At 36.2% G+C, this 18,136-nt stretch carries 22 protein-coding genes and 1 tRNA gene; 10 read left to right on the top strand and 13 right to left on the bottom strand.

The window, feature by feature from the left end:
• The first annotated feature begins 14 nt into the window (after positions 1-14).
• The 3 genes from MKL38_RS11365 (at position 15) to elbB (ending at position 1,805) form a co-directional block, all read left to right on the top strand.
• Positions 15-104: transfer RNA gene (locus tag MKL38_RS11365), tRNA-Ser, on the top strand.
• Positions 105-240: 136 nt separating this feature from the next.
• Positions 241-1,053, top strand: a complete 813-nt coding sequence (locus tag MKL38_RS11360) for a helix-turn-helix transcriptional regulator (protein ID WP_270903306.1) — start codon at positions 241-243, stop codon at positions 1,051-1,053.
• Between the two features lie 89 nt (positions 1,054-1,142).
• On the top strand, positions 1,143-1,805 hold the full coding sequence (elbB, locus tag MKL38_RS11355) for an isoprenoid biosynthesis glyoxalase ElbB (protein WP_270903305.1): 663 nt from the start codon (positions 1,143-1,145) through the stop codon (positions 1,803-1,805).
• 63 nt (positions 1,806-1,868) lie between these two features.
• Here elbB and MKL38_RS11350 read toward each other — a convergent pair whose 3' ends face one another.
• From MKL38_RS11350 to MKL38_RS11330, 5 genes are all read right to left on the bottom strand, one after another.
• Positions 1,869-2,210 carry a DHCW motif cupin fold protein gene (locus MKL38_RS11350; protein WP_001017478.1) on the bottom strand — a complete coding sequence of 114 codons (342 nt, stop codon included), beginning with the start codon at positions 2,208-2,210 and terminating at the stop codon, positions 1,869-1,871.
• Positions 2,211-2,290: 80 nt separating this feature from the next.
• Positions 2,291-2,749: a hypothetical protein gene (locus tag MKL38_RS11345; protein ID WP_151744122.1), complete on the bottom strand. Its 459-nt coding sequence runs from the start codon at positions 2,747-2,749 to the stop codon at positions 2,291-2,293.
• Between the two features lie 123 nt (positions 2,750-2,872).
• Positions 2,873-3,445, bottom strand: a complete 573-nt coding sequence (locus MKL38_RS11340) for a hypothetical protein (protein WP_333724265.1) — start codon at positions 3,443-3,445, stop codon at positions 2,873-2,875.
• 43 nt (positions 3,446-3,488) lie between these two features.
• Positions 3,489-4,091 carry a hypothetical protein gene (locus tag MKL38_RS11335; RefSeq protein ID WP_270903303.1) on the bottom strand — a complete coding sequence of 201 codons (603 nt, stop codon included), beginning with the start codon at positions 4,089-4,091 and terminating at the stop codon, positions 3,489-3,491.
• Between the two features lie 177 nt (positions 4,092-4,268).
• Positions 4,269-4,826: an NAD(P)H-dependent oxidoreductase gene (locus MKL38_RS11330; protein ID WP_270903302.1), complete on the bottom strand. Its 558-nt coding sequence runs from the start codon at positions 4,824-4,826 to the stop codon at positions 4,269-4,271.
• Positions 4,827-4,942: 116 nt separating this feature from the next.
• On the opposite strand from MKL38_RS11330, the gene MKL38_RS11325 reads away from it, so the two are divergent.
• From MKL38_RS11325 to MKL38_RS11315, 3 genes are all read left to right on the top strand, one after another.
• Positions 4,943-5,278 (top strand): winged helix-turn-helix transcriptional regulator, encoded by a 336-nt coding sequence (locus MKL38_RS11325; protein ID WP_270903301.1) that lies wholly within the window; start codon positions 4,943-4,945, stop codon positions 5,276-5,278.
• Positions 5,279-5,305: 27 nt separating this feature from the next.
• Positions 5,306-5,524 (top strand): DUF6500 family protein, encoded by a 219-nt coding sequence (locus MKL38_RS11320; RefSeq protein ID WP_191028810.1) that lies wholly within the window; start codon positions 5,306-5,308, stop codon positions 5,522-5,524.
• A gap of 164 nt (positions 5,525-5,688) precedes the next feature.
• Positions 5,689-6,216 carry a hypothetical protein gene (locus MKL38_RS11315; protein WP_198078442.1) on the top strand — a complete coding sequence of 176 codons (528 nt, stop codon included), beginning with the start codon at positions 5,689-5,691 and terminating at the stop codon, positions 6,214-6,216.
• Between the two features lie 70 nt (positions 6,217-6,286).
• On the opposite strand, the gene MKL38_RS11310 is transcribed toward MKL38_RS11315, so the two are convergent.
• Positions 6,287-6,835 carry a TetR/AcrR family transcriptional regulator gene (locus tag MKL38_RS11310; protein ID WP_270903300.1) on the bottom strand — a complete coding sequence of 183 codons (549 nt, stop codon included), beginning with the start codon at positions 6,833-6,835 and terminating at the stop codon, positions 6,287-6,289.
• Between the two features lie 693 nt (positions 6,836-7,528).
• On the opposite strand from MKL38_RS11310, the gene MKL38_RS11305 reads away from it, so the two are divergent.
• From MKL38_RS11305 to MKL38_RS11295, 3 genes are all read left to right on the top strand, one after another.
• Entirely contained in the window at positions 7,529-8,329 is an 801-nt protein-coding gene (locus MKL38_RS11305; protein WP_270903299.1) for a GNAT family N-acetyltransferase, read from the top strand.
• Positions 8,330-8,452: 123 nt separating this feature from the next.
• On the top strand, positions 8,453-9,355 hold the full coding sequence (locus tag MKL38_RS11300; RefSeq protein WP_004639845.1) for a helix-turn-helix domain-containing protein: 903 nt from the start codon (positions 8,453-8,455) through the stop codon (positions 9,353-9,355).
• Between the two features lie 112 nt (positions 9,356-9,467).
• Positions 9,468-10,469: an aldo/keto reductase gene (locus tag MKL38_RS11295; RefSeq protein ID WP_127493581.1), complete on the top strand. Its 1,002-nt coding sequence runs from the start codon at positions 9,468-9,470 to the stop codon at positions 10,467-10,469.
• 46 nt (positions 10,470-10,515) lie between these two features.
• Here MKL38_RS11295 and MKL38_RS11290 read toward each other — a convergent pair whose 3' ends face one another.
• From MKL38_RS11290 to MKL38_RS11265, 6 genes are all read right to left on the bottom strand, one after another.
• Complete coding sequence (locus tag MKL38_RS11290; RefSeq protein WP_270903419.1) at positions 10,516-10,908, bottom strand: hypothetical protein; 393 nt, start codon at positions 10,906-10,908, stop codon at positions 10,516-10,518.
• A gap of 22 nt (positions 10,909-10,930) precedes the next feature.
• Positions 10,931-11,674, bottom strand: coding sequence for a hypothetical protein (locus MKL38_RS11285; RefSeq protein WP_270903298.1), 744 nt, complete (start codon positions 11,672-11,674; stop codon positions 10,931-10,933).
• A gap of 182 nt (positions 11,675-11,856) precedes the next feature.
• Entirely contained in the window at positions 11,857-13,053 is a 1,197-nt protein-coding gene (locus tag MKL38_RS11280) for an ATP-grasp domain-containing protein (RefSeq protein ID WP_270903297.1), read from the bottom strand.
• Positions 13,050-14,261 (bottom strand): ATP-grasp domain-containing protein, encoded by a 1,212-nt coding sequence (locus tag MKL38_RS11275; RefSeq protein ID WP_270903296.1) that lies wholly within the window; start codon positions 14,259-14,261, stop codon positions 13,050-13,052. Before MKL38_RS11275 ends, MKL38_RS11280 begins: the two co-directional genes overlap by 4 nt.
• A 14-nt stretch (positions 14,262-14,275) precedes the next feature.
• Entirely contained in the window at positions 14,276-15,166 is an 891-nt protein-coding gene (locus MKL38_RS11270; protein WP_270903295.1) for a 2Fe-2S iron-sulfur cluster binding domain-containing protein, read from the bottom strand.
• Between the two features lie 15 nt (positions 15,167-15,181).
• Positions 15,182-15,862, bottom strand: coding sequence for a hypothetical protein (locus tag MKL38_RS11265; RefSeq protein WP_005038137.1), 681 nt, complete (start codon positions 15,860-15,862; stop codon positions 15,182-15,184).
• A 375-nt stretch (positions 15,863-16,237) separates the two neighbouring features.
• On the opposite strand from MKL38_RS11265, the gene MKL38_RS11260 reads away from it, so the two are divergent.
• Positions 16,238-17,122, top strand: a complete 885-nt coding sequence (locus tag MKL38_RS11260; protein ID WP_270903294.1) for a DMT family transporter — start codon at positions 16,238-16,240, stop codon at positions 17,120-17,122.
• 11 nt (positions 17,123-17,133) lie between these two features.
• On the opposite strand, the gene sxtR is transcribed toward MKL38_RS11260, so the two are convergent.
• Entirely contained in the window at positions 17,134-18,045 is a 912-nt protein-coding gene (gene sxtR, locus MKL38_RS11255; protein ID WP_017391008.1) for a multidrug efflux pump transcriptional activator SxtR, read from the bottom strand.
• Between the last annotated feature and the right edge of the window lie 91 nt (positions 18,046-18,136).

Here is an 18,136-nt window from a genome sequence, read left to right as displayed (position 1 = left end):
CTATCCCACGCCTTGGTGAGGTGTCCGAGTGGCTTAAGGAGCACGCCTGGAAAGTGTGTATACGTTTGCGCGTATCGAGGGTTCGAATCCCTCTCTCACCGCCAGAATTGAAATTTAAAGAGGCTTAAATCTAATGGGTTTAAGCTTTTTTATTAGCCAAAATATTAAAAAACAGTCAGAAAAAGCCGATAATTTTCTCACCTTATTTAAGCCCCAGATTAAATTAAATATTTCAACTCAATGAAAAATCTCACTTCTTTAGCTAAGAAAGCAATTCACTCCCATAACAATTTAAATTTACCCTTTTCAATTTATTCAGCTTATAAAGAACAAAAAATTAGAAATGTTCCGATTACGAAACCTTTACTCATCGCTATTTTAAGTGGCGTTAAAGAGTTAGGCAGAACTGAAAATATTGTATGTGGAACTGGTTCTTTTATATTTTTATCAAATAGTGCCAGCATTGATATGCGCAATATTCCAAATCAAGAAGAATATTTCGCGCTCCTCATCGAATTCGACTTTGATGACTTTAAAGACCTTCCTACCTCTTCAGGAACTCCTAAAAAGTTTGTACAAGGCCAACTCAACGCCTTACTCGAAAATGCCCTTTCTCAATTTATAGATTTTTCTCTCATTGCCCCGTCTTCTGTTTTTAAATTTAGAAGAAGAGAGCTTTTAGAGCTTATTTATCATTCTGGTTATACCGATATCTCTAGCCTGAATATGACTACAAGCTTGAGTGAAAAAGTTCAGGCATTAATTTCTGATCATTTATCTACAGAACTCACAGCTGAATTTATAGCATCCCAACTTTTCATGAGTTCATCGACGTTAAGAAGAAAGCTTAAAAGTGAAGGAAATAGCATTCAAGACATTCGTAATAGAGTAAGGCTGGGGCATGGATTGCACTTAATTCAAACCACCAATACCAGCATTGGAAATATTGCATTTGAGTGTGGCTATCAGTCTCAATCTAGATTTACAGAACAATTTAAAAATTTATTTGGTATTACCCCTCGTGAACTACGTAAAACCAAAATGCTCACTTAAGGCGAATTTATGGCAAATCTGCGTATAAAAAAATTTAAGAAGAAAACTTAAGATCTTTTGCACACTTAAAAAGGGTCTTAAGAAAGCAGATGAAAAAAGTAGCGGTGATTTTATCGGGTTGTGGTTATTTAGATGGTTCTGAAATTAGAGAATCTGTTTTAACTCTCTTGGCTTTAGACACAGCAAATATTGAATATCAAATTTTTGCACCCGATGAGCCTTTGTTTCATGTCATCGACCATGTGAGTGGAGAAATAAGCGAAGGTGAGAGCAGAAATATTTTACAAGAAGCGGGACGAATTGCCCGAGGTGAAATTTCCACACTCGATAAACTTGATGGAAATGAATTTGATGGACTTATTATTCCCGGTGGATTTGGCGTCGCAAAAAATTTATCAACTTTTGCCTTTAAAGGAGCAGAAGCAAGAGTACATTCTACAGTTGCCTCAATTCTAAAAGCGTTTCATCAAAGTAAGAAACCGATCGGGGCAATTTGCATATCCCCTGCACTATTGGCACTTACTTTTGGAAAATTACACCCAAATATCTCTTTAGGATCTGACACAAACATTGCTAAGGAAATTGAAAAAACTGGTGCGATTCATCATGTCTGTCAGACTTCAGAGAGCGTAGTAGATAACCAAAATTTATTTGTTACTACGCCTGCCTATATGGATGATCAAGTTTGCTTAAAGGATATCTATACAGGGATTACAAGCCTGGTTGAGGCGATGACAACTTTAGCAAATTAAGCTGTTTGATGAGGGATAGAGATTTCTATCCCTCTATTTTTATTAAATCTAAATAAAATCAATCTAATCAACTATGAGTAACTTCGCACCATTCAGGCTAAAAGACTGATGTGGCTCTGAATTATCTCCTACTTGATAACTCATTCCTGAAGTTAAAGTGAATGTTCGCCCATCCTTCAACCTACTTTCTAGTTCGCCTTCTAAGCAAAATAATATGTGCCCTTTTTCACACCAATGGTCTGCTAAATAATTCGCCGAGTACTCAACAAGTCTTACCCTTATTTTATTTCCTTCTTCACCAAAAAATTGAGTTTTCCAATAGGCTTTTCCAGTTTCACCGCTATATTCAGTGACTTCAATTTCTTCCCAGTTTGTAATTTGAAATGGAAAAGGCGCGATATTCATAATTTTTCCAAAGACGTATTCTTGTATTTTCAACTTATAGACAAATTTGATTTTTGCAAACGATTTAAAAATATTTCCTCTTAAGGTCCACTGCCTAACTCAGTAACGAGCCAATTAGATTTAGGATCTATTTGCACAAGATTTATAAACAAAATATAGGTACCCGCGGGGTTCCCAGCGATATCTGCATGTACTGTTTTTATACTTATTTGGACTGAAATAATTTTATAAAATTGTTGATAGTAATCAGGTCTATTTTTTGCTGAATCGTAACGAACTTTTAGCACTTCTAGAACTTTTGAGTCTTTATAGTACTGAGCTGTTTCAGCACTTCGAATGTTTAATTCCTCGCCTGACCAAACATATTTATATGCTGTAGCTGCGTCTCCATTAGAAAGTGAATTAAAAAAGGAAATAGCTGTTCGACTTGCCATTTCTTTTTCAGAATTAACCTTTTTCTCATATGAGTTAAAGGCTGCAAACAAACATAATCCAGCAAGAAGTAGCCCTATAGCTATAAAGATTCTAGACTTTAGCATTTGGCTTCCTTTCTAATTTTTTAAAATGTCATATTAAAAACATTGTCTGATCAAAATTAATTTACAGAAAGGCCTAAATCATTTTGATTTAGGCCTTTTTTATTTTAAATAAAAATTAAAATGTTAGTTATTACCTAGATGCTTTGAAACATCCTTAGCAACTTGTATAGCAATATCATCCCATGCTTTATCTAACAAACCTGTTTGAGATGAACCACCAATTTTTGGATCGTTTAACTTAGAGTTAAATGTATTTGTCCATTTCTGACCCTTATATTCAAATGTAGCAACTAAAGTTACATTTGCTACATCAATTGCTGGGGTAATATTGAACATACCAGCTGAGTATTCAAAGCCAGATCTAGCTTTTTCAACAGTAATCGTTAATGGACTTCCATTTGGTGATAATTTTGCTATCTGAGCGATCGCTTCCTCAATACGACTTGATAGAGCTACTCCTGTAGGAATACGTGTTCTAGAGCCTCCCCCTACAAAACCATCTGAACCTTGAATATCAATACGTTGAGGAAAGGTATCTGGATTCCATTTGATGAAAACAGTATCTTGCATTTTCGGAAGAGCTGATAATTCTGAAACAGACGTATAGTTTAGACGGTTGTTAAAAGGTAAATTAATTGCACACCCTGTTAATGTAGTTACTAATATTAATGCACTTAAACTGAGTAGTTTTTTCATAATTTTCATTCACGAATAATATTTTAAGATTAATAGCTTAGCACTATTTTATTAATGTGCAATTTTCTGGAATTTTTTCAAAACGAATAAGATTTTCAGGTAAATTTCTATAAGTTTTGCATAACTTTATACTTTCTTCGTTGATAGGAATGCTCGGTTCAGAACAAGTGATAATTTTCCCTTTATTGCCAGTATTTGATACATTAAAATCTCTTTCATAAATACACATTTTTTTTAGCCAATTTTTTTTATCCACATCTAAGTCAAACATAGCTATATAAGATTTATTGGCTTGAGAAATAAAATTAAAATCATAATAGCCTTGAAAATGGCTTTCTTTTACGTTGACTATTCCCACGACAATAGCACTACTTAACTTACTATCCATAAAAGAAGCTCTAATTTTATGTGGTCCAGGAGTGACATATGCTTGAAAGTAACTAGGTGGATATTGAACAAAATCTCTTTCATCAAGTTGAGTAATTCGTATATTTAAACCTGATGTTATAGAAGGATTTGAAGCTAAATAAATCCGACTTACTTCTTTTTTAGGTAAGTGAGGCCCAGAGTATAGTTTTAAGGGACCAGCACATGCTGTTAAAAAACAACAAAAAAATATAAGTACTATGTAATAATAAACTTTCATTAAGATAAACATTTTAAATAATGATAAATATAAATAAAGTTTCCTAAATTTTATAGATTTTTTTAAATATATTTTTAGATTTATATAATATTATTCATTTACTTAACGAAAAATTTTCTTATATTTTCATCTTATAAAGACCTAAACTAATCAGCTTAGGCCTTTCCCATCTATAACTTACTCAGACAGCGCTAATAATTTCTGAACATACTGAATCGCATTATTGTCTATGTCTTGGTGAGTCGGAATAACGTCATCTTCTGACGGATTTGTGTCTAAACCATAAAATGCATGAAGCGGTTGATAGACTGCCCCAACATATAAAGCTGTTAGCTCAAATGGGGTAAAAATCTTCTCTAAAGAAATTTGATACTCTCCGCTTTCTGAATAAACTTGTTCTTGCCCACCAGCAGACAAAGCCAACATAAACTTTTTATTTTTGAGCTTGTCGCCTTCTGAACCATAGGCCCAACCATACGCCAAAACTTCATCTAACCATTGTTTTAATAGCGGTGGGCAGTTAAACCAATACACAGGAAATTGAAAGACTAAATTTTCATGTTCTTCGACAAGTGCTTGCTCTTTGGCAACATCAATCACCCCGTCTGGGTAGGCTTGATAAATTTGGTGAACCGTAAATTGAGCGGGATGCTTTTCTAGTTCCTCTACCCATCTTTTATTTACAACAGACTGGTCTATGTGAGGATGGGTAACAATGACTAATGTCTTTTTCATTATGAAAACACTCTTATCGAAAAGTTTATAAATCGATTATAGAAGTGTGCTTTCCTAAATATAAGTACGGTAATTTGTGTTATATACTATACTAAAAGATAGTGTAGATTTTAAAAATGACTGATTGCATTCCATCACATACGCCATTAGAAGAGACAGGTTTCGGCTACACCCTTTCTTTGATTAATGGCAAATATAAAATGATTATTATGTATTGGCTGTATGAAAAAAATGTTATGCGTTTTAATGAGATGCAACGCTGCATTGGCAATATTTCGTTTAGAACGCTCAGCAATACACTTAAAGAATTGGAAAGAGATGGACTGATTCATCGTAAAGAATATCCTCAAATTCCGCCAAAAGTTGAGTACCGTCTTTCAGAAAGAGGACAGTCTTTGATTCCTTTGTTAGATATGATGTGCCAATGGGGCGAGCAGAATAAGCCGTCTTAGTTTTATAGACTTGAAGTGATACTAAATATGAGAAATGAATTAAGAGAAATTTTTATTAAGGGATGCGACGAGAAAATTGAAAAGAAAGGAGACAATGTCGGCCTGTCTTTTTATGCTTTTTTTAAAAATAAGAATGATAACCCTGAGTTACTGATGGAAGCAGCCCATTGGTGGATTATGGAGCATAAGCTAGATCACTTCGAGAAAGCTGTGAAGATTAAACAATTGGTTTTGAGTGAACAATAAAAGTTAGAGGAAAAGACTATTCAGAAAGAGGATAGTCTTTAATTTCTTATAGATCATCTTAGTTTCGATAAAAAATAGAATATTAAAATTGAAAAACTTAAATATAAAATAATTTAATTATCTCTGATAAACTATAAAATATTAACTTTATGATATTAATAAATATGAAATTTTCAACCTATATATTTTTAATAGTTTTACTTTGCGGGTGTGGTTTTAAACCTCAATTTAGACCAACTAAGATGTATTCAGGAAATGAAAATAAAAATGAATCTGATTTTTCACTAATTTATATAGATTGGATGGAAACAGCACAAACATATAAAAAAGTAGGACAAACTGAGATTACTGAAATAAACAATATAAAAGTAGCTGAAAGAGTACCAACCTTCGGTAGCAAATATATGCTTCAAGTATTACCAGAAGAACAAAATATCACTACTTCTATATTAATTATTAAAGGTTATGTACCAAATATGAATCTCCTTAGAGTAGAAGAGATAACCTTTAAATTACCTCAGTTTAATACTGAGCCAAATAAAATTTATGTACTATGTCCTCTAAAAGGTAAGGATATAGGCTTTAACGTAAAAATATATCCATATACTCGCCAAGAAATCTTAAAGAATAAAGGGATGACTGATTTCTTAATACGTCCATGTAGAACAATGGATAAGCTTTCCATTCAATAATCATTTAGTTTCAATTTTCAGATGAATCTTTTACTAAAAAAGCCCAACTCCCGTCAGGCCTTTTCCCCCATCAAACCCGACTTAAAAAATAGTCGAGTAATGCATCCCTTTCATCGGTGTTATTGGTCCCCAAAAGCTGAACCATCGCGCCATCAATCACAAATAAAAACATGTGTGCATCTTCAACTGTAGCAATCGCTTTTACAGTTAAAAGCAGTTTATGAATTTCTTTAATGAACCAATTTCGGTAGTCAATCACGAGTTTATAGGCCGCTGGATAAAGCTTTTCAATTTCAAAAATAGCTTTAAATGGCAAACGATAAAAGCCATCTAAGTTTGCATGTAAGAGATAAATTTTCTTGAGTTTATCGAATGCCATGAGTTCACGGTACGAATGAATAATTGAAAACACCTCATGTTTTAAGGCATCTATTTGAAAAGTTAAGCTCATCTGAATGAGCCTTTCTTTAGAGTGAAAATAGTTATAAAAAGTGGCTTTGGGGATTTTGGCTTCCTCAATAATTCGATCTATCCCAATGTAAAACCCATTTTGATTAAATAAATCTTTCGCTGCGTGGAGCACGCTTAATGCTCTAAATGATGCTTCTAAATTTGGCATTTTTATACCGTTTAAAATAATTTTTTGTTGTAAATAAAAGAGATAGAAATGCCGTCACTCTTAAATTGAGCGCTAAAAACAGGCATGCGAAAACGACACAAAAATGGTGTGCTCGCCTATCTCGGGTTTTATTGTTGCTATGATTTTTTAGTCGTAATGACCTATGGCTTAAAACCTAGAGTCGGTTAAACCTTTTTAAAGACCAGTTAGGTATAGACCTAAAGATTTTGGCAAATGTTGCCAATGAGAGAGATGAAATAGTACGCATATGGCGGACTCCTTTTGATTTAGAAGAGTCTTACCAATTACTGCTAAATAATGGTGGCAAGACTAGAAGGGTTAGCAGACTGGTACAAAAGGAAACCAGCACACCCGAAGGTGTCCCTCCTAGCCTCACCATAAAGGCGTGACTTAAGAGAACGCACAAAAACCAAAACAGCATTGTTGTGCGCCTTTTGTAGACGGTCTGCTAAAACCGACTGGCAATGTAGGCCAGCAGGCAAAGGATAATCCGCGTGTTTTGGAGTGTCAATGTAGGGTTGAACAGAAATTGGTTAAATAATTTTTGTTTTCATTCAATTAGATATTTAAGCTAAACAGTCATTCAATTTAAATTTAACGATATCATGGTAATAATAAAAATGTAGGATAGTGAATTATGATTGAGTTCATCATTTAAATGAGTAATCAATAATGATAATAAAGGGACCTCCCACCAGTTCAGAAGAATACCAACTTATCTTTCAGTGGCTTGAAGAGCGGTCCAATTATTCTATTGGGGCAATGGCTTTTCTTAATCAAACACAAGCTACCAATACCGAGTGGCAACTCTTACGGTTATATCACCCACAGAACTCCAAGCAACTTTTAGGAGTCGCGGTCATCGTTGCTGGCGGCACCTGCTTTTGGGTTCCATCAGAGGCATCATCTGGGGCATTACTCTGTACATCAATTTTAGAGCTTCAACCGCATCGGATTGTAACCACCGCAATCGGGCGAGACTTATTAAATGCCCAGATCAAACAAAAAGGGCATATTTTAAGAGAATATGATCAATCGATCATGGTTTGCTCACGCCAATTTTCTCAAGCTCAAGGCCGCTTGGCTGAACTCTCGGACATTGCCCGTCTTAACGAATATCAACATCAATACAATGATGAGCGCTCAGTGAATGAAACACCTGATTGGGAATCTCTGATTCAACAAGAAAAAATTATTGTGCTTGAAGCAGACGACCAAATCGTTTCCGTTGTACGTTTGGGAATAGAAACCGATCGGCTTATTTCTATTGGTGGCACATACACCTTCCCTGCTTATCGTCGAAAAGGTTTTGCCGAGCGCGTCTTACAATTCGCGGTCAATCGAATCGTTGCAACTGGACGGATTGCTCACTTAATTGTCGACATCGATAACACCCCAGCGGTTACCCTTTATCGGCAAATGGGCTTCGAATGTGTAGAGTCTTCTTACATTGCTTACCCAGAGTATTTATAAAAAATCATTCATTTTCAAAACTGCTTAAATGAACCGATTGATCGCGCCATAAATAAAAGCTACAGTAAATAAAGTTTGAATTTTATAACTTTAAATAAATTAATAACGCATGCAGGCAAAGACATGGAAACCATACATGATTTTTATCGCCGCTTTTCTTTAACCAGAGATAGCGATTACTCGGTTCCATCGACTTCGTTTGGACATTTTAATGTGTTCCAACGTGATGCCTGCTCGTTTCTGACGCCTTATAGCCGCCGCGATTATTATAAAATTTCACTGGTTTTAGGCACAGGCGACCTTCACTATGCCAACCGCTGGATACGGGTAGACCGCCCTGCTTTACTGTTTTCAAACCCGATGGTTCCCTACGCTTGGGAAATTAATTCCCCCGAACAGGCAGGCTGGTTTTGCCTATTTACCGAAGAGTTTGTAAACCAAGAATCAAGACAAAGCTTTTTAAAAGACTCACCGCTGTTTAAAGTCGACGGCGACCCGCTATATTTTTTAAATGATCAACAAGTTGATGAAATTTCATTTATTTTCAAAAAGATGATGACTGAAATAAATTCAGACTACATTCATAAATACAACGTTTTAAGAAACTATTTGCACCTGATTGTGCATGAAGCCATGAAAATGCAACCGACCCAACAGTTTGAAAAACATAGCAATGCTGCGGTTCGGATTTGCCATTTGTTCTTTGAATTATTAGAGCGCCAGTTCCCAATAGACTCACCCCATTTTCAGCTTAAACTCAAAACGGCAAATGACTATGCCTATGGCCTGTCGGTGCATGTAAACCATTTAAACCGAGCTGTAAAAGAAGCCACAGGCAAAACCACGTCTGAGCATATTAGCTCGCGTATTACGCAAGAAGCCAAAGCGCTGCTACAACACACCAGTTGGAATATTTCCGAAATTGCCTATAGCTTAGGCTTTGAATATTCAGCGTATTTCACCAACTTCTTTAAGAAAAATACCGGATTTTCACCTAAAAAGTTCCGTGAAGACTGTGTGGCCTAAAAACAGATTGTTTGAATTTTATAATTATTGGTTTGAATGTTATACGTCAGTTTAAGCCAAAGCATTTTATAGTTTTCCTACTCAAGTGATTTTGCAAAAAAGAGTATGAAAAATGAAATATAGAACTTTAGGACAAACAGGCGAAAAAGTATCAGCACTTGGTTTAGGTTGCATGGGAATGAGCTTTGCCTATGGTGCCTCAGACGACACACAAAGCATTGCAACCCTAGAAAAAGCCTTAGACCTCGGCATTAACTTTTGGGACACCGCCGACATGTACGGCAACGGCGCAAATGAAGTTTTGCTCTCAAAAGTTTTAGAAAAACACCGCGACAAAGTATTCTTGGCGACCAAATTTGGCTTTCGTTATAAAGAAGATAACCTCAACCCACAAAACTCATTAGAGTCTTATATCGACGGCTCTCCAGAGTGGATTAAAGTTGCGGTCGAAAACAGTTTAAAACGCTTAAATACAGACGTGATTGATCTGTATTATGCACACCGCATTGACCCGAATATTCCAGTTGAAGACACGATTGGCGCCATGGCTGACTTGGTCCAACAGGGTAAAGTTCGCTACTTAGGACTCAGTGAAGCTTCGGCTGAAACCATTCGCAAAGCACATGCGATTCACCCGATTGCAGCGGTTCAACATGAATATTCGCTACTTACCCGTGAGTTTGAGCAAACCCATTTGCAAACCATTCGCGAGTTAGGCATTAGCCTTGTGCCGTATTCACCGCTATCACGTGGTTTAATTACCAATACGCTCGATGTGGGCAACCTAGAAGAAAACGATTTCCGTCGCCAGTTACCGCGTTATCAGGGCGATAACTGGAAAAATAACCAAAGCTTAGCGCAAGCATTTAGCGAGTTTGCTCAAAGCAAAAACGCAACAGCGGCTCAACTGGCTTTGGCTTGGATTTTGGCGCAAGGTGAAGACATTATTCCAATTCCAGGTACGCGTAAAATCGAGCGACTTGTAGAAAATGCTGGCGCTGTAGACCTTGATTTAACAGCGGCAGATTTGGCAGAAATCGACGCAATTATTGCGAGATATCCAAACATGGGCGCACGCTATAACGCTGAGCAACTTGCTGCGGTAAATCATTAAAATATGGGCTGTAAAAAAAGTCCGACTTAGTGTCGGACTTTTTAATTTAGTCTTTGCTATAACTGCCTTGCTGGCGTCCATCGTTCCAAGTTACGTCTAACGATTTTTCAGAGATATTCAGACTTTCAGGAAATATACTTAAATTCTTTTTGAATTTAGAGTCTGGTTTTAAACCAATACAGTTACCATTTTTCCACCATGTGCCTTCTGCATATTGGTCTAAAGCGCCATAAGCTAACATCCATTTAAACTTACCGTCTGGCTGAAGTAAAAGTTCCGAACCGACTTCCATCACACCATTTAAATAATAGTGTCCACTCCAAGCTTGATCGGCTTGCTGAAATTTTACCTCTTTGCATACGCTCGTTGGCTCTGCATAAATTTGAGAAGAAATCGCAATCGTAGAAAGTAATAGCAACCGTGCAAATATATTCATTATTTAATTCCCTATATTTTTAGTGTTATTTTCCAGACTCAACTTTTAAATAAGTTCCATCTGCATACACGTTGTGTCCAAAGCCACAACCCGAGTTACCTTCGCTTTGTTTGACCTGAATGAAGTTTCCTAATTTCGCATTGGTTTTAAAATCGAGCTGAATGCGGCAGTCTTGATCTTTATAGACGATTTGCTTTTTATTGCTCGGCATTGTGGTGCCAAACTCACCCATGTTCGGGCCGTAAATTAAGCTTCTAAGGCCCATATATAAACCAGCATAGCTGATTGCATATTGCCCCTTCTCACGGCTTACCGTGATGTGGTCCCACTCACCAAAACCTGAGTAACGCACATATTCACCAGACAAGTCATTTGATGCTTTAGGTGCAGGTAATTGCTTAAGGTTAAATTGGCTCGATTTTGATTTGTCATCGAGCATAAACCACGATCTTGCCCAAAGTGGCTGACCCAATTTGGCATAGGCTAAACCCACGTTGTTATTGGCAACTTCAACATCTCGGTCAGTAAATTTAACGGTGGTTTCATCTGCATTGGCTTTACAAAACGCAGTCCAAGAGGCTTGATTCTGGAAATTTTCTAGGGCTTTTTTATATTGTTTTTGGTCGTAGTTTTTCTTACCTAAGCTCGCGTATTGCTTCACTTTATTACAGCTTTGCTGTAGCTCTTGTGCAAAAGAAAATTCTGCATGAGTAACCGACAAAGCCGAAAGTGTCAGAACCGCGCACCCTGAAATAATAGATTTAATCATTTTTAAAATTCTTTAATAATTAACTAATTATATAATATGAGCTAGTTCGACAAATCACAATTCTCTGCAACAAAAGTCCATTACAATGCTGGTTAGCTTAGGCTCTTTTATCATGCCATATAAAAAGGCCTGAACATTTAAGCTCAAGCCTTTTTGATTTTTAGATTTTAGCCAAAATTCAACTAAGAAGACTCACTTAGACTCAAACTAGAATGATGATTTTGACAAATTGCGCTTTGCAAAATTTTCATACTATTTTTAATCGCATCTTCGACCTGTATTTGACTCTCTCCCATGAAATGAATTTTTGCAGGAATATTTTCATAACTAAAATTGTTATGGTCACCACTTTCTTGAATTAACTGATAGGTAATCGTTTCATTCTCTAATTCTTTAATGCCATTAAATAAAAAGCCAGAACTATACGGATTCGGCATCATCAGAAAACCAGTGATTTTCGTATTTACTGGCTCTAGCGGAATATTCATTGCCGCCTTAATCCACATTTCATATAAATCGACTGACTCATTACGTAATGTAATGAACGGAATTTCCCCTCCACCGACTCGCCCGCCAACCTCTAAAAAGACCAGCTCACCTTTAGACTCAATAAATTCGAGATGAATCGCCTGATCTTTTAATTTTAAGAATTTACATACGTCTAAAGTAAATCGCTCTACTTTTTGAATAAACTCAGAATTATCAATCGTGACTGAGCCTAATGGCGCACCGTTTCTAAAGTCTAAACAGGTATTAATATATTTTGAGACTTTAAAGTAAGGCATTTTATTGTCAGAAATAATCGCATCTACGTGATAGATATCTCCCTCAATAAACTCCTCTACTTCGTAGCCAGCATAAGATGACAAATGCGGAATATCTTGCAACTCACTAATTTTGATCACACCTTCAGAAGCCGCACCTACCTGAGGTTTTAAAATAATCGCTGAGCCACTTTCTTGCAGAAACTTTTCAATGTCTTGGTGTGAAGACACTTCTGCATATTTAGGGTAACGGACAGTAGAATGAGCTAAAGCATCCTTCATTTTTTTCTTGTTACGGCACAACAAATTGTCTTCAACCGTTGCACCCACAATATTCAATTCAGTTCGAATGCGAGCGGCAGCGTCCAGATCATATTCCGAGATGGCAATAACATAATCTATTGGCTTTTTTTCATAGATTTTTACGGCTTCTTTTAATACATCCTCTTCATTTAATTGTTCTAAACCCGCTATGTAGTAACAGTTTGAAGAGGTGATATAGCGCATTGTGTCTACTAATGAAATATAAGAGACATGCACGGCATCGTGATCTATATATTTATTAAAGTCAGACAATTCATCGTCATATCTATTGATGATTAATACATGTTTCATATGACTTTCACCTGCTCATGTATATGTGTGACTAAACTACGGATCTTATCTTCACTTTCAGAACGAAGGATGATGTAGCCTAATCGTGAGGTCCAATCATGGTTACACGCCAGTTCATCGTCTGCTTCGTAGTAGAAATGATGGTGTACACATTCAGGCGCTTCTAACAGTTGCTCTAGCCCACTAAAACCTTTAAAAAGACGGTGGTTTCCTTGCGGAATAAAGGCAATTGCAGAGACCATATTTTTCTCTATTGAAGGTGAATATGGCAGGTCGAGATATTCACTCAATACCGCTTGTGCGAGGTCAAAATTAGTCGCCAGTTTAATTAACTCAACAATATTGTCACCCGGTAAACGTGCAGCTAACTCAATTGCGATCGCTTTCCCCTGAGGTGTTACTCTCAGCTCTAGGTGAAAAGGTCCGATGTTTAATTCTAAGGTTTGAATGACTTTTGCGGCATAATCAAAAACGTGTTCAGAAAATTGACCGTCATATTGATTACCCACAATATGCCCAATTTCGACAAAGTAAGGTTCAGGACCTAATAGCTTCTCTGTCAGTGAAGCGAAGGTTATATTTCCATCTGTATGGACAATTCCTTCAACACTGTATTCCTTCCCAACGATATATTCTTCAACAATTAAATCACCACTTGCATAGAAGCCAATATCATTCGGTTTAGATTTCCAGATCGCTTCAACTGTTTGTAAAAGCTCCTCAAAATCTGCAACTTTTTTAACAGACATACTGCCCGCCATATCAACCGGCTTCACTACAGCAGGAAACTTAAACCCTTGAGGTAAGCGGATCTCTTTACCTTGTGAAATTAAGGCATATTTAATATCGCTTAAACCTGACTTGGTTAGCTTGTCACGAAATTTGAATTTATTTCGAACCGTTTGAGCTGTTGTATATTCAAGAGAGTTTTTGGCAAATGAATTGCCTAGTTGTGCGGCCATAGGTACAGCATATTCAACCCCCGGTAATATCGCTCTTACGGTCTTTAACTCATTAATTTTAGAGAGTTGGCTATGAAAATCACTGGTATCTATTTTTATTATCTCTTTTGCTTTTTGTCGCATTGTTCCATCAATGCTGCACTCTCCTTCGTCAGTAGAAAAAACATATAAATCTATACCTAATTCTTGAGCGGCATTTAAATAAGTGACGCCTGAAGAAATAGGTTCTATAACTACTACAGTCATTGTTACAGTCTCCGTTAGGGACCAAAACTTTCCAACTCACACAGAGGCTGATTTAAAATTTTATTAATTATTGGGGTAGAACCGACACCCACTGTTAACTCGTGAGAGTCCAAATAATTTGAAAAATCAAATCCATTATTCGTCCACGTACAAAACGGGATATTTATAATATTGACCTCAGCTTCAACTTGCTCTCGAAAAACATTGACGCAATGTTGATGATAATGACTTAAAACTGACCGATTAATCGCATAGATATTCACTTTAGAAATAGGATTTTTTCGGATGAGATCCAATCCCCGAGTAAGTGCAGCACCCATGCCACTTCCACCGCTTACAATATTAAGCGTAGATATGGCCTTCTCGTATTCAGGTTCTATATGATTATTCAGGTTATATTCTAATTGGTCACCAATCGCTAGCTTTTGAAATAAGTTAGAAAATATTCCATTTGGTCTTAATTTTATGTGCAAAACAAAAAAATCATAATTTTTCACACCCAGTGAAACCACAGAGTAACTTCGAATTAAAGATTCTGATGGGTGTTTGATATTTACAATTGCTTTAGAACTAAAGAAGGTCCTTTTAATTTTAAATGTGAGCTCAACAATATTTTCAGAAAGAAAATTTCGAGTTATTAATTGAGCCACACTAAAATTATTAACCAATGGTGCGATTTCAACATCGCTCTGAGCATAGCTAATACAAGGCAAGAACTCTTTATCTATGGCAACGTGGTTTCCCGATTCATATACGACTCCACCTTTTAGTTTACATCGACAAACTCGGCACACACCTTTTAAACAGCCTTTCATCACCGTGCTATCAGGCACTGCATTGATAAGAGGCTGCTCAGAATCAGCAATGAAAATATGCTCTTTAATGCGAACATTCACCATTGGCATATTCTAATTCCATTGCTATGAAAGGGTTTCAGCACGCACAGCCTGAAAATACTCTCCTACCATCGGAACAAAACTATTGATATGCTTAATTGCAAGATCAAAGTCTTCTTGTGTTTTAATTACAGAAGAAAGCATATCTGTCATCATGCCGCTATGGTCTTCAGCTTCATCAAATGCAACATGCGAAGCTGCACCCGATACAGCCTGATTCCCCATATGAACACCCGCTTTTTGCGTAATAAAATTATTAAATTTGTCGCCATAATATTCGAGGAACCAGTCCCAAACGACTGCTGGCAATGCACCAAATTTCTCTACACAAAAGTTTAAATACCCCATCAGTTTCCATGTTTCAGGAAATGCATTTTTTGAAATAATCTGATCTGAAGAATATCCATATTTAGTCAAGTCTTGACCAAACATTTCATCGTGTCCAAATTCATCATATAAATAATATGAAAGCTGTTTTGCAGCAGAGATATTATTGATTGCAGCAACGCGTACAGCATTTGCATCTAACTCATTATTCATATGAATGCGAATAACGCACTCTAAAATATGTCGTTTATAATATTTTTCATCGAACCAGTCTTCATTATGAAATTTATGCATAATTTCATCTTTTTTAAACTCGCTATGCATAGCTTGATCAACCGCACTTTCTAATTTTTTCAGACTTTCCTGTGAAAAAAACACGTTTTATCTCCGTTATATTTAAATTATTATCCAAGTATTAAATACTTATTTAGCTAGAATTAAGATTATTATTAATTAAACTTAAAACAAGCAAATATTATGTTTAAATATATTTTATAAAATGTCAACAAAATATTATTTTTTAGATTTTCTAACTAAAGGAAGTATTATTAATCAAAAATAAAAGTAATAAATTTAATTAACAATTAAGCAACAATATTGTTTAAACAAAAAAAATTAATTCCAATTAATATTCACCACCAACAAAATTTAAATAACTTACACTTCATGGAAAAGAAGGAATTTAACAGGGCTATATTATTACAAAAAATAATGTAGAATCCTTGTGGCTAAATATATGGAAGTATTATAAAAGTGAATAATTTAATTATCGGAACCCTATTTGCGCTCTGTGCAGCTGCACTCAATGCCTCTATTGGTGTGATTAGTAAATTACTCATGCATAGTGGTTTAAACCCACAAGATATTGCCTTTTTAAAAACCATTATTGCCTTTTTCTTTTTAAGTGTTTTTTTATTTAAAGTCCCTGTTAGCCAGAAGATTGCATACATTAGTAGCACTCCGAGCAAGCTCAGTGTTTTTGCTCAAATTGCGATATGTGCCTTTTTAGGCATTTTCTCTCTATTCTTTTTCGAGACCATTGCCTACAACCACGGTGCTGCGGCCAATGTGGTCGTGGTATTAATGGCTTCAGCAGCTATTTCAGCTTTATTTTTTGGCAGATTAGTTTTAAAAGAAAGTATTTATATTCATTCAATTATTGGAACATTATTAGCTGTAACGGGTATTAGTGTAATTTCATGGAAAGGTGAAAATAGTTTATTAATGCTTATCAATGCTTCTATTGCAGGTATTGGATATGGTTTATTTTCAGTATTAATTAAAAAATTCAGATTAAATGGTGGCTTATTTCTAACCAAGTACTTATTACTTTTTGGTAGTGTTTATCTTGCTGTTCCCTTTTTAATCAACTTTCATAGCATAAACTTTAATACTGATATCATTTTAGGTTTGGTTGGCTTAGCAGTCTTGCCAACCATTCTAGGCTTTTTCTGTACCACCAAAGCTTTGTCTTATATGAGTGCGGCAAAAGTACAAGTGACTGAGCTTTCTGAGCCAATTTTTGCGGCTCTCATGGCTTGGGTCTTCATTCATGAGCAACCGACTTTATCTTTTTTATATGGCGCAATTTTCATTATTTCAGGCATCTTTTTAATGAATAGAGCGCCTAAAGCATAATTTGGCTAATTTCATTTATATTGCTCTGCATGATGGCAAGCCACTTGCACCACACTGGCAAAATTAATTGCCATTTGTGAAGGGGCATGTTTTTTATATGCAAGCGCTAAACCCACCGTAGGTACTGGCGCTTGCAACGACCGATAAGCCACACCCTGTATTTGCAATTGTTTGGTCGACTCTGGAACCAAAGACACCCCCAAGTTTGCAGACACTAACGATAAAATTGACACAATTTGCGGTGCATTTTGCCCAATTCTAGGTTCAAAGCCACAGCTTTGGCATGCTTGTCTGATCGCATCAAAAAGCCCTGCACTAATTGAAGGTGGAGAGACAATAAAATCAAGCTCTCGCAGGGAAGCTAAATCAATTTCTTTTGATGACTCGTCTAGTTTAAAAGACTCTGAAGGTAAGGCTGCAATTAAGGGTTCAGCCAATAACTCTTGAACGATTAAGCTCTCTGGAATATGACTTGGAGGCCGAATAATCGCGACATCTAAACGATCTTCAAGCAGTAAGTCTATGAGCAGCAAGGTGTTAGCTTCTTCAAGCTTTAAATTCACTTTAGGATATTGCTGCTGAAAATAGCGAACGCATTTAGGAATTAAAGGATTCAACATTGAAGTGCCTGTAAAACCTAATCGCAATTGGCCAACTTCACCATTTGCCACTTGTTTGACTAAGTTCGCTGCATCTTCTACACGTTGCTGTACAGGCTGAATGGCATTTAAAAAGGCAAGCCCAGCTTCGGTCAGTTCCACCCCATGCGGAGAACGAATAAATAAATCTGCACCTAACTCTTCTTCTAAGTCTCTTATTTGCATGCTTAAAGGTGGCTGGCTCATGTTTAAGCGATGCGCCGCTCTGGTAAAGTTTTTTTCTTCTGCTACTGCTAAAAAGTAGCGTATATGCCTTAGTTCCATCGCTATATATAAAACATATCATGACCTATTGTTAAATATATTAGAAAAATACCATCTAAATTGCTAATTTTAATTTATCGAATTTTCTCGA

Source organism: Acinetobacter sp. AOR14_HL (genome assembly GCF_027855175.1).
GTDB lineage: Bacteria > Pseudomonadota > Gammaproteobacteria > Pseudomonadales > Moraxellaceae > Acinetobacter > Acinetobacter calcoaceticus.
Note: the sequence above shows the minus strand (reverse complement) of the source record. Positions and strands in the feature narration are given on the sequence as shown.